Origin of the sequence: Rhodomicrobium vannielii ATCC 17100 (genome assembly GCF_000166055.1) — a bacterium.
GTDB lineage: Bacteria > Pseudomonadota > Alphaproteobacteria > Rhizobiales > Rhodomicrobiaceae > Rhodomicrobium > Rhodomicrobium vannielii.
On record NC_014664.1, the window covers coordinates 624,583 to 639,274 of the forward strand.

The following is a 14,692-nucleotide window of genomic DNA, read 5'->3' on the forward strand; positions in this document are numbered from 1 at the left end:
ACGAAGCCTCGTTGAGTGAAATTTCACTCATGAATGAAGGCGTTCGATCTCCGCTCCGCAAGACCCAAGTTTCTCTTCCAGGCGTTCAAAGCCGCGATCGAGGTGATAGACGCGGTTCACCATCGTCTCGCCTTCGGCCATCAGACCTGCAATCACGAGCGAAACCGACGCGCGAAGATCCGTCGCCATCACTTCCGCGCCGTGCAGCCTCGGCACGCCCTTCACGCGGGCCATGTCGCCCTTCACCTCGATGTCCGCGCCAAGGCGCGTCAATTCGGATACGTGCATGAAGCGGTTCTCGAAAATCGTTTCGCGGATTTCGGAGATGCCGTCCGCCCGGCACATCAGCGCCATGAGCTGCGCCTGAAGGTCGGTCGGGAAGCCGGGGAAGGGCTCCGTCTCGACGGTCACGGGGCGCAGTGCTGCGCCGTTGCGCGTCACGCGGATGCCGCGATTCGTTTCGGCGATCTCGACGCCCGCATTGCGAAGCAGGTCGAGCACGCCCGGCAGCAGATCGCCGCGCGCGCCTTCGAGCGTGACATCGCCGCCGGCGGCCGCCACGGCCATGGCGTAGGTGCCGGTCTCGATCCGGTCGGGGAGCACCGTGTGGGTCGCGCCTTCGAGTTCGTCCACGCCCTGAATGTGAATGGTTGGCGTGCCCGCGCCTTCGATCTTGGCGCCCATCTTGGAAAGGCAGGCCGCGACATCGACCACCTCCGGCTCGCAGGCCGCGTTTTCGATCACGACCTCGCCTTTGGCCAATGTCGCCGCCATCAGCACGTTATGCGTCGCGCCGACCGAGATCTTCGGAAAGCGCACGACGCCGCCCTTGAGGCCGCCCGGCGCGCTCGCAACCACATAGCCGCCGTCGAGCTTGATGTCCGCGCCAAGCGCCTGAAGGCCGGTCAGATGCAGGTCCACGGGGCGCGTGCCAATGGCGCAGCCGCCCGGAAGCGAGACGCGCGCCTTGCCTTCGCGAGCGAGCAGCGGCCCTAGCACCCAGAAGCTCGCGCGCATGCGGCGCACAAGGTCGTAGGGTGCGGTGGTGTCCACGATGTCGCGCGCGGTGAAATGGATCGTATCGCCCTGATGGACATGGCCGTTCGCGCGCTTGCCGTCGAAGGCCGCGTCGGTGCCGTGATTGCGCAGGATGCGGATGAGAAGGCTCACATCGGCGAGGTTCGGCACGTTCTTCAGCGTGACCGTCTCCGGCGTGAGCAGGCTCGCGATCATCAGCGGCAACGCCGCGTTCTTCGCGCCGCTGATCGGGATAGTGCCGTTCAGGTGACGTCCGCCGACTATGCGAATTCTATCCATGATGCCCGCCGGTTGAATTGATGGTGCCGATTGCCCGGAAAAAGCGGCGTAAGCGCGGCACGCTAGACGAGCGCCGCGCGCCCCGCAAGTGCGGAAAGCCCCTAATGGGTATCGGGGTTGCCGCCGGAATCGGTCTGTTTCGTGTCTTTTCGCCGGGCGATATTGCGACGAAGCGCGGCGGCGAGGCGCTTTTTCTTGTCCTCGTCGCGCGAAGTCTTCGCGGCAAGCTGCGCGCCAGCCGGATCTTTCTCCTTAGCCATGTCCTCTTGCAATCCAGTTATGATGATAGGCGCGCGATTTCTAACAAAATCCTAGATCGATAGCTCAACAGCGATGCAGCGCTAACATACCGCTAACATATCAGAGTCTTTTCCTTACCGTTCGGCCTTTAAAGCCGCGCAACCCCGAAGGCGTTCGGGTGAAGCTTGCGCGCGTCGGCTTCGGCGGCGAGCGAGAGGCACAGCGAAAGCACGGCGCGCGTGTCGCAGGGATCGATGATCCCGTCGTCCCACAGGCGCGCGGTCGCATAAAGCGCGGTCGATTCGCGGTCGAGTTGGGCCTCGATCGCCTGCGCCATCTGCTTCAGCACCGGCTCGTTCACGCCGCCCGCCTTCTCGAACTTCGCGCGCGTAATCATCTCCATCACCTTCGCCGCCTGCGCTCCGCCCATCACCGCAACGCGCGCGTTCGGCCACGAAAAGATGAAGCGCGGATCGAAGCCGCGCCCGCACATGCCGTAATTGCCCGCGCCGTAGGAGCCGCCGACGAGGATCGTGAATTTCGGCACGCGCGCGTTCGCCACCGCCTGGATCATCTTCGAGCCGTGCTTGATCGCGCCGCCGCGCTCGGCGGCGCTGCCGACCATGTAGCCCGTCGTGTTTTGCAGAAAGACGAGCGGCGTGCCGGTCTGGTCGCACGCTTGCATGAATTGCGCGGCCTTGGTCGAGCCGTCCGGTTGGATCGCGCCGTTGTTGCCGAGGATGCCGACCTCGAAGCCGTTGATCGCCGCAAAGCCGCAGACGATCTCCGCGCCGTAGTCGCGCTTGAAGTCGAGGAAGTCGGAGCCGTCGACGAGCCGCGCGATGATCTCGCGCACGTCGTAAGGCTCGCGCTCGGAGACGGGCACCAGCCCGAGGATTTCTTCGGCATCGTATTTCGGCGGGGCGGCCTTCGCGCGGGCGGGGGCGCGGTCCCATTTGAGCTTCGCCAGAAGATCGCGCGCAAGCTGGATGGCGTGAGCGTCGTCGCGCGCCACGAACTCGCCGAGGCCCGTCACGCTCGCATGCAGGTTCGTGCCGCCGAGCGCTTCGTCCGTGGTGTCTTCGCCGATGGCGGCCTTCACCAGCGGCGGCCCGGCGAGGAATATCTTGCTGCGGTCCCGCACGAGGATCACGTAATCGGAGAGGCCCGGCAGATAGGCGCCACCCGCCGTCGAAGAGCCATGCACGACCGCGATTTGCGGAATGCCCGCCGCCGAAAGCCGCGCCTGATTGGCGAAGCTGCGCCCACCCTCAACGAACATCTCGGCCTGATAGAGGAGGTTCGCGCCGCCCGACTCGACGAGGTAGATCAACGGGAGCTTGTTTTCGAGCGCGATCTCCTGCGCACGCAGCGCCTTCCGCAGCCCCATGGGCGAAACGGTGCCGCCCTTGATCGCCGAGTCGCTCGCCGACACCAGCACGCGCTTGCCCGACACGACGCCAATGCCGATGACGCTGCCGCCACCCATCGCACGCGCCTCGCCGTCGTCGTCATGCATGCCGAGACCCGCGAGCGTCGACAGTTCGAGGAACGGCGTGCCGGGGTCGAGAAGGCGCGTGACGCGCTCTCGCGGCAGAAGCTGACCGCGCGCGGCGAACTTGTCCGCGGCCTTCGCGGAATGGGCGATGACGGCGCGTTCAACGGCGCGAAACGCCTCCACCTTCGCCAGCATCGCCGCCGCGTTCGCCCTGAAGGCATCTGAGCCGGGCGCGATCTTCGAGGCAAAAGGCGGCATCAGCTTTCGTCCTTCGAGTCGAGCACCTTCGGCTTCGCGGCGCGGTGAAAGCCGTTGAATTCGGGGGAGGGCGGACTTGTTCCCATGTCGAACAGCGGATTGCCGAGCGGCGCGCCGCCATCGATCTGGATCGTGGTGCCGTTAATGAACGCCGCGCCCTCCGACAGCAGGAAGCAGATCGCCGCGGACACCTCCGCCTCGGTGCCGAGACGGCGCAGCGGCACGTGATCCTTGAGCTTTGGTATGAGCGCCTTCACCGGCCCTTCGTAGCGGTCCATGCCCGACGACGCGATCCAGCCGGGCGCGACCGCATTTACGCGCACACCGGCAAAGCCCCACTCAAACGCCGCCGTCTTGGTGAGGTTCACCATACCCGCCCGTGCCGCGCCTGAGTGGCCCATGCCGGGCATTCCGTTCCACATGTCTGCGGCCATGTTCACGATTGCGCCGCCGTGCGCGCGCATCGATTGCGTGAACACCTCGCGCATCATGAGAAAGCCGCCGGTGAGGTTTGTCGCGACAACGGCGTCGAAGCCCTTTTTCGGGATCGCCATGAGCGGCGCGGGGAACTGTCTGCCCGCGTTATTGACGAGCCCGTGGATGCGTCCGTGTCGCGCGACGATGCCGGAGACGAGCGTCCTCACGGCGTCCTCGTCGCGGATGTCGCAGACGGCGTGCGAGGCTGTGCCGCCGTCTTCCGCGATCTCGGCGGCGGTGGCGGCGAGGCGGTCTTCCTTGCGGCCGACAAGCACCACGGTTGCGCCGAGGCTCGCCAGTTCATGCGCGGTGCAACGCCCGATCCCGGTGCCGCCGCCGGTGACGATGTGCACCTGTCCGGCGAACAGGCCGGGCCGGAAGATGCTGCGGTAGCTGCCTGCCTCGCTCATGCGCTCCGTCCCCTGATATTTTTGTCAGAGAAGCTAACGCAGGGGTGACGCATGCGTCAACGCGTTCTATTTGGAGCTATGGCCTGTCAATGTTGAGAAAACTGAGGATAGAATAAAACGAGATCGATTATCTCATTTTCTAGGTGTATCGTCCGATTCTGTTAAAAAGGATTAGATCATGACGGTGACGGACATCCTTCTTGTTTGTGTTACTCTTCTTAGTCCGCTTATCGCAGTTCAAGTGCAGAAGTGGATTGAACGTTCCACAGAGAGAAACAGAAGTAGGCAACAACTATTCAAAACACTGATGGCCACCCGAGCTACGAGGCTCGCCACGGAACACATTCAAGCTCTAAATATGATCAGTTTGGAATTTGGCGCTCGTCCAAAAGTATCTAATGTGATCGCAAAGTGGCGACTATACGCTGATCATTTGAATCCACCAGCGCCGGACACTTCTCAAGCGTGGCAAGCAAAAGCGGACGATCTTTTTCTAGATCTATTGGAGTCTATGAGTAAATCACTAGGCTATGATTTTGATAAAGTCGAAATAAGACGTGGCATCTATTATCCAAATGGCCAATTAAAGAATGATCTTGATAGAGAAATATTCAACACCGAGATTCTCAAAATTGTGAAGGGTGAGAAACCTCTCCCAATCTCAATCTCAGCTACTCAAGAGGCGCACGAGCAGCAGAAAATCATTCAAGAACGAATGGCACAATGCTTTTCCGAGGACGGTGCGATAAAAATTCATATGGATTTGCATCGCAAACAGGATGCAAAGCGATAATACGGCATTAGCCTGACGTATACGTCAACCGCATCTTGTTAATGACAACCGGATGCGCTACCTTCCGTTCCGAAACGAACAAGGAGCGCATGATGGATCTCAACGAAGTGGCCGACGCCCTGACGAAGCGCGTGGGAAGCAAGTCTCCCCTCGGCGGCAGCGTAAAATTCGACCTCGGCGAAGCGGGCTGTCTCTACATCGACGGCACAGGCGCGGCCAACACGGTCGCGGTCGACAAGAACGACCCGGCGAAATGCACCATCAGCATGAGCGCGGGCGACTTCTCCGACCTGATCCACGGTCGCCTTCAGCCGACGTCCGCCTTCATGCAGGGCAAGATGCGCGTCGATGGCGACATGGGCCTCGCCATGAAGCTGGGGCAGATCGTCTGAAGCAAAAATTTCGATCGACTAACCCGCGTTCGGGCGAATCTCGAACGCGGATTGAACCGGAGCACCAGAAAGCCGGAATGCATTGACCGCCGTACGCCAGCGAGCCAAGGCCGATTCGTCCGAGTCCGAGAAGCTCTACGGCATCGCCGAGCTTGCGGCGGAACTCGGGATAACCGCGCGCGCCATTCGCTTTTACGAAGCGAAGGAACTGCTCGCTCCCGTGCGTGCGAATGGCGGTCGCGTTTACACGAGGCGGGATCGCGCCCGGCTGAAGCTCATCCTGCGCGCGAAGTCCATCGGCTTCTCGCTCGCGGAGGTGCAGCAGTTTCTCGAACTCTACGGAAGCCGGGGCGAGGGGCGTCCGCTGCAGGTGTCGTTCCTCGCCGACCGCTCGGCCGCGATGATCGCGGAACTGGAGCAAAAGCAGGCGGATATCGTCAAGACGCTCGAAGAGCTTCGCGATATTCACGCGCAGTGTCTGCGCTTTCTCGCCGAAGATGGCACGCCCTGCAAGACTGCGGGCGATGGCGAGGCCGCCGACGCGCCGCATAAAAAGAGCCGCCGCACCGCCGGGTGACGGGGCAACAATGAAATCATAACGGACGTCGCCGGGCTGCGCGAATGCGCCCGCGCGCGCATAGTCAGGGAGGACGAACCATGGTCGATGCCTATGTTTTCGACGCCGTGCGCACCCCGCGCGGCAAGGGCAAGAAAGACGGCGCACTGCATGAGGTGACGCCCGTCAAGCTTGCCGCGCAGATGCTCGACGCCGTGCAGGAGCGCAATCCCGGCCTCGACACGAGGGATGTGGAAGACGTGATCCTCGGCTGCGTCTCGCCGGTCGGCGAGCAGGGCGCGGACATCGCGCGCTCCGCCTCGCTGATCTCGGGCTTCGACGAAAGCGTGCCCGGCGTGCAGGTGAACCGCTTCTGTGCATCCGGCCTCGAAGCGATCAACATGGCGGCGGCGAAGGTCATGTCGGGCCAGTCGCCCTTCATCGTCGGCGGGGGCGTGGAAAGCATGAGCCGCGTGCCCATGGCGTCCGACGGCGGCGCGTGGCCCATCGATCCGGCGGTTGCGTTCTCCACCTACTTCGTGCCGCAGGGCATCAGCGCCGACCTCATCGCGACGAAGTGGGGCTACAGCCGCGACGATTTGGACGCCTACTCGGTCGAGAGCCACAAGCGCGCGACGCAATCCTGGGCGGAAGGCCGGTTCGCGAAGTCCATCGTGCCGGTGAAGGACATCCTTGGCATCACGCTCCTCGACAAGGATGAGATGATCCGCCCCGACGCGTCCATGCAGTCGCTGGGCGCGCTGAAGCCGTCCTTCGCGGACATGGGCAAAAACTACGGCTTTGACGGCGTGGCGCTCCAGAAATACCCCGAAATCGAGCGCATCGACCACGTGCATACGCCCGGCAACTCGTCCGGCATCGTGGACGGCGCGGCCGTAGCGCTCATCGGATCGAAAGAGGCGGGCGAAAAGGCGGGCATCAAGCCCCGCGCGCGCATCCGCAGCTTCGCGTCCATCGGCTCGGAACCGACCATCATGCTCACGGGGCCGAGCTTCGCCGCCGAGCGCGCGCTGGCGAAGGCTGGCATGACGAAGGCCGACATCGACCTTTGGGAACTCAATGAGGCGTTCGCGTCGGTGGTGCTTCGCTTTCGCGACTTGCTCGACATCGCCGACGACAAGCTCAACGTGAACGGCGGCGCCATCGCGATGGGCCATCCGCTCGGCGCGACCGGTGCCATGGTGCTCGGCACGCTCCTCGACGAGATGGAGCGGCGCGGCGCGGCCACGGGCCTTGTCACGCTGTGCATCGGCGCGGGCATGGGCACCGCCACCATCCTCGAACTCGTTTAATTCGGCCGCGCAAGAGCAAAACAGGAAACGACCATGAGCAGCATCTCCTATCAAGTCGACGCGGACGGCATCGCCACGCTCACCATCGACCAGCCGGGCAAGTCGATGAACGTCATCAGCCCTGAATTCACCGAGGAACTCAGCGAGGCCATCGAGCGCGCCGCCGCCGATTCGAGCGTGAAGGGCATCGTCATCACCTCCGGCAAGTCGAGCTTCGTCGCAGGCGCGGACCTTATCGGCATGTCGGGCATGATCGAGCACGCGCGCAATGCTCCGGCCGCGGAGGCGCTGAAGGTCTCGTCGCGTCTCACCGAAGTGCTGCGCCGCCTCGAAACCATCGGCAAGCCGGTCGCGACCGCGATCAACGGCACGGCGCTCGGCGGCGGCTTCGAGATCGCGCTAGCCACGCATTACCGCGTCGCGGCGGATGACGAGTCCATCAAGATCGGCCAGCCCGAGGTGCAGGTCGGCCTGCTGCCGGGCGCGGGCGGCACGCAGCGCATTCCTCGCCTCATCGGCATCATGGCGTCCGCGCCGCTGCTGCTCGAAGGCAAGCACCTGTCTCCTCAGCAAGCGAAGTCGTCCGGTCTCATCCACGATGTCGTGCCCGCGGCTGAGCTTCTCGCAAAGGCGAAGGCGTGGCTTCTGTCCCCGCAGGCGAAATCAGTCCAGCCGTGGGACGAGCGCGGCTTCAAGGTGCCGGGCGGCGCGGGCGGCATGCATCCCGCTGCGGCGCAGCTTTTCATGGCCGCCAACGCCATGACGCGCGACAAGACGCTCGGCAATTATCCGGCCGCGCAGGCGATCCTCTCGGCGGTTTATGAAGGCACGCAGGTGCCGATCGACCTCGGCCTCAAGATCGAGGCGAAATATTTCCTCTCGCTGCTGCGCGGCCCCGTCGCGCCCGCGATGATCCGCACGCTGTTCGTCAACAAGGGCCGGGCGGACAAGCTCGTGCGCCGTCCGCAGGGCGTGCCGAAGGCGAAGTTCAAGAAGATCGGCATGCTGGGCGCAGGCATGATGGGCGCGGCCATCGCCTATGTCGCGGCGTCGAACGGTATCGAGGTGGTGCTTCTCGATCGCGACGTGGAAGCGGCCGAGCGGGGCAAGGGCTACGCGCGGAAGCTCGTGGAGAAGGCCGTTTCGCGCCGCAAGACGACGGAGGCGGACGGGCAGGGGTTGCTGGCTCGCATCCACGCCACGGCCGATTACGCCGACCTCGCTGATGTCGATTACATCATCGAGGCCGTTTTCGAGGATCGCGCCATCAAGGCCGACGTGACGAAAAAGGTCGAAGCCGTGATCCGGCCCGACGTGATCTTCGGCTCGAACACGTCCACCATCCCGATCACCAGCCTCGCGGAAGCGAGCGAGCGGCCTGAGAAGTTCATCGGCATCCACTTCTTTTCGCCCGCCGAGAAGATGCCGCTTGTCGAGATCATCCGCGGCAAGAAAACAAGCGACGAGGCGCTGGCGGTCACGCTGGACTTTGTGCAGGCGATCAGGAAGACGCCCATCGTCGTCAATGACGGGCGCGGCTTCTTCACCTCGCGCTTCTGCATGAACTACATCGGCGAGGGCGAGATCATGCTGACGGAAGGCATTCCGGCGGCGCTGGTCGAGAATGCGGGCAAGCTTGCGGGCATGCCGGTCGGGCCGCTCGCGCTCGCGGACGAGACGGCCATCGACCTCGGCTGGAAGATCCACAAGGCGGCCGAAACCGACCTCGGCGACGCCTATACGCCGAGCGCCGCCATCGGCGTGATGGAAGCCATGTACGTCAAGAACGGGCGCGCGGGCCGCAAGAATGGCAAGGGCTTCTACGAGTATCCCGAGGGCGGGCCGAAGACGCTTTGGGCGGGTCTCGCGGACCTTTTCCCGGTGAAGCCCGAAAGCGAGTGGCCGAGCATCGACGACCTCAAGAAGCGGCTCCTCTTCGCGCAGGCGCTCGACGCGGTGCGGACCATGGAAGACGGCGTGCTCACCGACCCGGAAGACGGCGATGTGGGCGGCATCTTCGGCCTCGGCTTCGCGCCCTACACCGGCGGGCCGCTGTCGATGCTCGACGGTATCGGCATCGCGAATGCCGTCGCGGAGTGCGAGCGGCTCGCCGCGAGATATGGCGAGCGGTTCTCGCCGCCGAAGCTGTTGCGCGACATGGCGGCGGAAGGGCGGACGTTCTACCCGGCGGCGAAGGCTGCTGCTTAGAGCAGCCTGCGTTAAATCGGACCCGCTTGGACGCAGACAAGCGGATCGACAACAGACACTTACAGCGTCGTGCCGAGTCTGATTTACGGCACGACGCTTTAGCGCACGATCCGCAAAAGTGGGCGCCGGTTTCGCGACCGCGCTCAAGGACTGGGGCGTGACCTGAGCCTCGTGGGAGGCCCGTCCCGCCGCCTATTCCGTCGCTGCCGCCGGGTCTTTCACGAACTGCCTCAGCCGCTCGGTCATGGGATAGGCGAGGGTGACGTTCTTCGGCGGAATCGGGTTCTCGAACCACTTCGCGTAAAGCTTCTCATATTCGCCGGACTTCACCGCGTCGCGGATGGCTGCGTCGGCGAGATCCTTCAGCGGCTCATCCTTCGGCAGGACAAGCGCGTAATCGGCGCCCGGCTTCCCGGTGCCGAGAAGCAGGAAGGCATCCGGCGACTTAGCTCCCGCCTTCAGGCCGATGAGTACCGCGTCATCATCGAGATAGGCGGCCGCCGCGCCCGTCTCGACCAGCTTGAACGCCTCGGCGGGGGTCTTCGCGTACGCGACGGAGATGCCGAGATAGCGCTCGACGCTCTGGCCCAGCACATAGGGCAGGCCGGGCGAACCTTGCAGCAGCACGACGGTTTTGCCTTTCAGGTCATCGATGGCGGCGGGCGTCTTGAAGTCGGCGCGGCGGCGGCGGAAGCCCTCCGCCTCGGGGCGCAGCTTCGAGGGCACGACAAAGCGGAGTTCGGACGCGTACACGGGTGCCGAAAACTCCGCCGCGTCGTCAAGGGTGGCTTTGTCGGGCGTGGCCGCGCAGTCGATGTCGATGTCGCGTTTCGAGGCGAGCGCGGCGCGATCCGCGTCGGTTGTCGCGCGCCATACGACTTTCAGTTCGGGAAGCGCGAGCTTTTCCTTCACCTTGTCGGCGACAAGGCCGCACAAATCGACGGCGAAGCCGGCGGCGTTCTGGTCCGCCGCGTATGAAAAAGGCGCGGCCGCCTCGCGGTAGCCGAGCGTGATCGCGCCAGCCGCCTTGATCTTTCCGAGAACGCCCCCTTCGGCGGTGGCGACGGCGAGCGATCCGGGGTTTTCGGCCTTGGCGGGAGGCGTTTCGGGAGCTTGGGCCTGGGCCGCGACGGAACCAGGTTCTTTGGCGGCATCAGGGGCGGCTCCGGCGTCCTGGGCCCTTACGCTCATTCCCGCGGCGCCCGCCAGACACAGGGCAGCTAAGATGAGGTGAGGTTTCGTCATTGTTTGCCCTCCCGAAGACCCGGACATTCTTTTTTGAACTGGGCTGGACTTTGGCAGGAAAGGGCAAATTTTTTGTTTCCCGCACGCGAAGATTGAGAACAACCGACGCATCGCGCTGCCGGTGCTGGTACCGGGCGCGGACGGCAGACTGCGGCAAAGCGGCTCGTTCGGTACGTCACCAGCGCATCGCCGCTTCGGAACAGGCGCGAGTTGCAAAGCTTCCCGTTTGCGACATACCAGATTTTGCGAATTATCAAGCCCGCCCTTGAACATTTGAGATTTGTCAAGGAAGCCATGGGGCGGAACGGGCAAGTTTAAAAACTGCGATTAATGGGAACAAAACGTGCGCGGTTCGATAAAAATCAGAATTACATCTTAGCGGTGCGGCCATAGACGCCAATTCTATGCGAAACGGGGAGTCCATAACATGGATATGCGCGCTCTAAACATAGTTTAGACCGCTGTTGTATGGATGCCACTTCTGTTCGGATATTGCGGAATACTGGAATGCATATAATTGACTTGTCGTCCCCGAAGGCCTTTTGCTGTGAGTGTGTCGGCGGGGTGCCGACTCTCAAGAAACTGGGTACGGGGGTTAATAATGAAACGTTTTGCTTACGCCGCTATTGCGGGCGTAATGGCGATGGGTGGCGCCAATGCCGCCGATCTGTACGGCGCGGGCGGCGGCTACAAGGATGCGCCGGTCGTTGTCGAGTCCTGGACAAACCCGGGCGACATCTTCGTGCGTGCGCGCGGCCTTGCCGTGATCCCGAACGAGAAGACGAAGGACTGGACGGTAAACGGAAGTTCCAGCGGCACGGCCGGTTTCGGAGCCACTATCTCGACGTCCGGCATTCCGGAGTTGGACGTCACCTACTTCTTGACGAAGAACATCGCCGTGGAAGCGATCGCGGGCGTTACCCCGCATACTGTCGATTCCAACTCCGTAATCGGCGCGGGCAAGATCGCCGATGTGTGGCTGCTGCCTCCCACGGTAACGTTGCAGTATCACCTCGATACCGGCACGGCATTCAAGCCGTACATCGGCGCGGGCGTGAACTATACCGTGTTCTTTGGCGTCGACGAAGGTTCTGCCTTCAAAAAGGTTAAATTCGACAACAACTGGGGCTTCGCGCTTCAGGCCGGCTTCGATTACAAGCTTGCTGGTAACTGGTTCCTTAACTTTGACTTCAAGTATCTCTTCCTCGATACCGATGTGACGGCAACGCTGCAAAATAATGCCGTAGTTCGCACGAAGGCCGACATCGATCCGATCATCGTCGGCGCGGGTATCGGCTACAAGTTCGGCAGCTCCTACGTTCCGCTGAAGTAGTTTCGCCCATCTTGGGAGCCTGGAGAAAAAGCGCGAGCATTGCTTGCGCTTTTTCTTTTTTCGCGCGCGGCGTCTGCATCGGAAGGGCGCGCCCGTGTCAGATCACGTAGGTGAACGACTCGTAGGTGCCGAGCGCAAGGTGCTGGTCCATGCTCTGAGCCGGGTTGGTTGACCCGGCGCCTTCGATGATCCGCGCGGGGACGCCCACCGCCGTGCAGCGCGGGGGCACGCTCTGCGTCACGAACGAGCCCGACGCGATCTTCGAGAAGGCGCCGATTTCGATGTCGCCGAGGATGATCGCGCCCGCGCCGACCAGCACGCCCGTGCGCACCGTCGGGTGGCGATCCGTCTTCTGGTTGCCGGTTCCGCCGAGCGTAACGCCATGAAGGATGGACACATCGTCTTCGATCACCACCGTTTCACCCGCCACGAAGCCGGTCGCATGGTCGAGAAAAAGGCCGCGCCCGAATTCCGCTCCGGGGTGGATGTCGGTTTGAAAAACCTCCGAGGATCGGCTTTGCAGATAGCGGGCTAAATCGGGCCTGCCGTTGGCCCACATCCAATGCGCGAAGCGGTGCGTCTGGATCGCGGCGAAGCCCTTGAAGAACAGAAATGGCTCCAGAAGCCTCCCCGAAGCGGGGTCGCGCTCGACCACGGCTTTGAGGTCCGCGCGTCCCGCCGCGCCGATGGCCGGATCGGCTTCGGCCGCTGTGCGGAATTTCGCGCGAAGCGTCGGGGCGGCAATCGAGTTATGGCCAAGCCGCGCGACGAGCGTATCGATGAGGGCGCTTTCGAACGTGGGCGCGCCGAGAATGCTGTCGTAAAGGGGTGCAAGCGCTGCTTCCCCGCTGCGAGCCTGTTCGGCCTCGGCCTGAAGTACGGTCCACACGGCGTCCTCCGCCGGAAGCGGAGCGCCCGTGCGAAGAAGGACCGAAGCTTTTTCGTCTATTGGAGCGTTCACGAAGCACCTGCGCCTAATTGCGGGTTCATTATAGCCCGCCGTCTCCCTCGCGAAAATATATTTTATAACAACGGCGCTTTTGGCGAAGTATATAGTGAAAATTTGCTGGGATTGGCCAAGTAAGAGTAAAATATACTGGCGGGCGATTTTGATCGAAAAAATTAAGATCGCGTTGGGGCGCCTGATTGGAAAATGGCGCTGCGCAGTCGTCCAACATGGCGGCAGCAATTTCAGCTGGCCTTGCCGCCAGCGAACACACCAGCCTGTTTTTTGTCCCATGATCCTACCTCCGCCCCGTGGTCAATGAGCGCCGAACGATTTTCATTTCGCCAGGAGGCATGCTAGGAAAACGTCGTTCGTGCGCTGCTGCTCGTCGGTGAAATGCATGTGCGGACACCGTTGCGGCGTGCCATATGCGCCTTTTTTTGTAGTTGGAGAGCGGGACGCGGGCAGATCGCCGAAGGCTATGCCCGGAGGCCGCTCAAATCAGGACATTGCTTTTATGACCGCCACCCCTCGTTGCCCGAAGTGCCAGTCCGAAAACGCCTATTTTGACGGAAATCTCTGGGTCTGCCCGGAGTGCTTCCACGAATGGAGCGGGGATGCGGCGGCTGATTCCGCGCCGGCCGAGGAGAACGCAGGCGTGCGCGATTCGAACGGAACCGCGCTCGCGGATGGCGATTCGGTGACGGTCATCAAGGAATTGAAGGTGAAGGGGGCATCTGGCGCGATCAAGGTCGGCACGAAGGTGAAGAACATTCGCCTCATTCCCGACGCGACGGACGGCCACAATATCGCCTGCAAGATCGACGGCATCGGCGCGCTGAACCTGAAGTCGGAATTCGTCCGCAAGGCTTGACCGCCGCAGCTTGAGACGCAGGGGGCGTCTTTCACGAGGAAATCCAGAAGATGTGGTTTCGTCGGATTTTCAGGAAGCCAACGCCGGAAATGGGCGGGGCCGAAGCGCTCCCGAATGTGCTGCCCGCCGCGGCCACAGCGCGTCGCGAGGTCGTGCCGGAAGACGGCCGATATATAGAGGCAGCGATGACCGAACTCGTGAAGGTCGGTTTGCGTCTCGCGCCCGCCGCCAGGGACGATCCCGCTCGCGTGGCGGCAAGCATCGCCTATGATTGTCGCGGAAGTTCCTTCGCAGGCGAGCCCGGACTGGGGCATTGGGCACTTTTTGCGCTGGCTGGCCACGCGGATGGTCCGAGGCCGTTTGAAAACGCGATCCGCGTCGACGACCATTGCTACGATGTCGCTGAAGCGTCCGATTACGCGGCGATGATTTCGAATATTGCCGCGATGGCGGGCGACAAGTGGCCCGTCAAAAGCGTCGAGGCAAGGAACGCCTCCGATCCTCATAAACGGATCGAGTTCGGAAAACCCGTCGCGATTACGATTCATGCGGACCCCGAAATTCCTCCCTTCGAACTTGCTCACGGCAAGGATTTCGATTGGTCCGTCATTTTTCGACTGAACGAGCGGCTTCCGGGAGATGTCGAAGAGCGCTTTGCGATTTTTCTCGACGGCGACGCGACCATCGTTTTCCTCTCGCCGGAGGACATCGGCCGCCTTGATGCTATGACCGGATGGGAATTTTTCTATCTCGATTCGTAGATCGGGGCAGGACACGCTTCTCGTCTCCTCGCCGCATTCGAGCGCGAAGCTACGACGGAGGCGCGAGGCTC

Annotated in this window: 14 protein-coding genes; 8 read left to right on the forward strand and 6 right to left on the reverse strand. The window is 62.7% G+C overall.

All coding sequences use genetic code 11. The annotated features are described in order from the left end of the window. Positions 1 to 27: 27 nt before the first annotated feature. From murA to RVAN_RS02740, 4 genes are all read right to left on the reverse strand, one after another. Positions 28 to 1,317 (reverse strand): UDP-N-acetylglucosamine 1-carboxyvinyltransferase, encoded by a 1,290-nt coding sequence (gene murA, locus RVAN_RS02730; RefSeq protein ID WP_013418235.1) that lies wholly within the window; start codon positions 1,315 to 1,317, stop codon positions 28 to 30. 101 nt (positions 1,318 to 1,418) lie between these two features. Further along, complete coding sequence (locus tag RVAN_RS20010) at positions 1,419 to 1,577, reverse strand: hypothetical protein (RefSeq protein ID WP_013418236.1); 159 nt, start codon at positions 1,575 to 1,577, stop codon at positions 1,419 to 1,421. A 128-nt stretch (positions 1,578 to 1,705) separates the two neighbouring features. Then, positions 1,706 to 3,313, reverse strand: coding sequence for an acyl-CoA carboxylase subunit beta (locus RVAN_RS02735; RefSeq protein WP_013418237.1), 1,608 nt, complete (start codon positions 3,311 to 3,313; stop codon positions 1,706 to 1,708). Next, on the reverse strand, positions 3,313 to 4,200 hold the full coding sequence (locus tag RVAN_RS02740) for an SDR family oxidoreductase (protein WP_013418238.1): 888 nt from the start codon (positions 4,198 to 4,200) through the stop codon (positions 3,313 to 3,315). Before RVAN_RS02740 ends, RVAN_RS02735 begins: the two co-directional genes overlap by 1 nt. 178 nt (positions 4,201 to 4,378) lie before the next feature. Here RVAN_RS02740 and RVAN_RS20015 point away from each other — a divergent pair, with 178 nt between their 5' ends. From RVAN_RS20015 to RVAN_RS02765, 5 genes are all read left to right on the forward strand, one after another. Further along, entirely contained in the window at positions 4,379 to 4,993 is a 615-nt protein-coding gene (locus tag RVAN_RS20015) for a DUF6680 family protein (protein WP_013418239.1), read from the forward strand. An 89-nt stretch (positions 4,994 to 5,082) separates the two neighbouring features. Further along, complete coding sequence (locus RVAN_RS02750) at positions 5,083 to 5,385, forward strand: SCP2 sterol-binding domain-containing protein (RefSeq protein ID WP_041788104.1); 303 nt, start codon at positions 5,083 to 5,085, stop codon at positions 5,383 to 5,385. A gap of 82 nt (positions 5,386 to 5,467) precedes the next feature. Continuing rightward, the gene (locus tag RVAN_RS02755; protein ID WP_013418241.1) at positions 5,468 to 5,962 is read left to right on the forward strand and encodes a MerR family transcriptional regulator; all 495 of its coding nucleotides are present in this window, start codon (positions 5,468 to 5,470) and stop codon (positions 5,960 to 5,962) included. An 80-nt stretch (positions 5,963 to 6,042) separates the two neighbouring features. Next, a complete protein-coding gene (locus RVAN_RS02760) occupies positions 6,043 to 7,254 on the forward strand; it encodes an acetyl-CoA C-acetyltransferase (protein WP_013418242.1) in 1,212 nt (403 codons plus the stop codon). 33 nt (positions 7,255 to 7,287) lie between these two features. Next, a complete protein-coding gene (locus RVAN_RS02765) occupies positions 7,288 to 9,462 on the forward strand; it encodes a 3-hydroxyacyl-CoA dehydrogenase NAD-binding domain-containing protein (protein WP_013418243.1) in 2,175 nt (724 codons plus the stop codon). Between the two features lie 192 nt (positions 9,463 to 9,654). On the opposite strand, the gene RVAN_RS02770 is transcribed toward RVAN_RS02765, so the two are convergent. Further along, positions 9,655 to 10,653 (reverse strand): amino acid ABC transporter substrate-binding protein, encoded by a 999-nt coding sequence (locus RVAN_RS02770; protein WP_041787243.1) that lies wholly within the window; start codon positions 10,651 to 10,653, stop codon positions 9,655 to 9,657. A gap of 655 nt (positions 10,654 to 11,308) precedes the next feature. On the opposite strand from RVAN_RS02770, the gene RVAN_RS02775 reads away from it, so the two are divergent. Then, complete coding sequence (locus RVAN_RS02775; RefSeq protein WP_013418245.1) at positions 11,309 to 12,040, forward strand: OmpW/AlkL family protein; 732 nt, start codon at positions 11,309 to 11,311, stop codon at positions 12,038 to 12,040. 97 nt (positions 12,041 to 12,137) lie between these two features. Here the strand turns inward: RVAN_RS02775 and cysE are convergent, their stop codons facing one another. Beyond that, a complete protein-coding gene (cysE, locus tag RVAN_RS02780; RefSeq protein ID WP_049779581.1) occupies positions 12,138 to 12,989 on the reverse strand; it encodes a serine O-acetyltransferase in 852 nt (283 codons plus the stop codon). A 514-nt stretch (positions 12,990 to 13,503) separates the two neighbouring features. Between cysE and RVAN_RS02785 the strand changes: the two genes are divergently transcribed. Together RVAN_RS02785 and RVAN_RS02790 are read left to right on the forward strand one after the other, a co-directional pair. Then, on the forward strand, positions 13,504 to 13,860 hold the full coding sequence (locus RVAN_RS02785; protein ID WP_013418247.1) for a zinc ribbon domain-containing protein YjdM: 357 nt from the start codon (positions 13,504 to 13,506) through the stop codon (positions 13,858 to 13,860). A gap of 50 nt (positions 13,861 to 13,910) precedes the next feature. Beyond that, on the forward strand, positions 13,911 to 14,621 hold the full coding sequence (locus RVAN_RS02790) for a hypothetical protein (RefSeq protein WP_013418248.1): 711 nt from the start codon (positions 13,911 to 13,913) through the stop codon (positions 14,619 to 14,621). Positions 14,622 to 14,692: the final 71 nt, after the last annotated feature.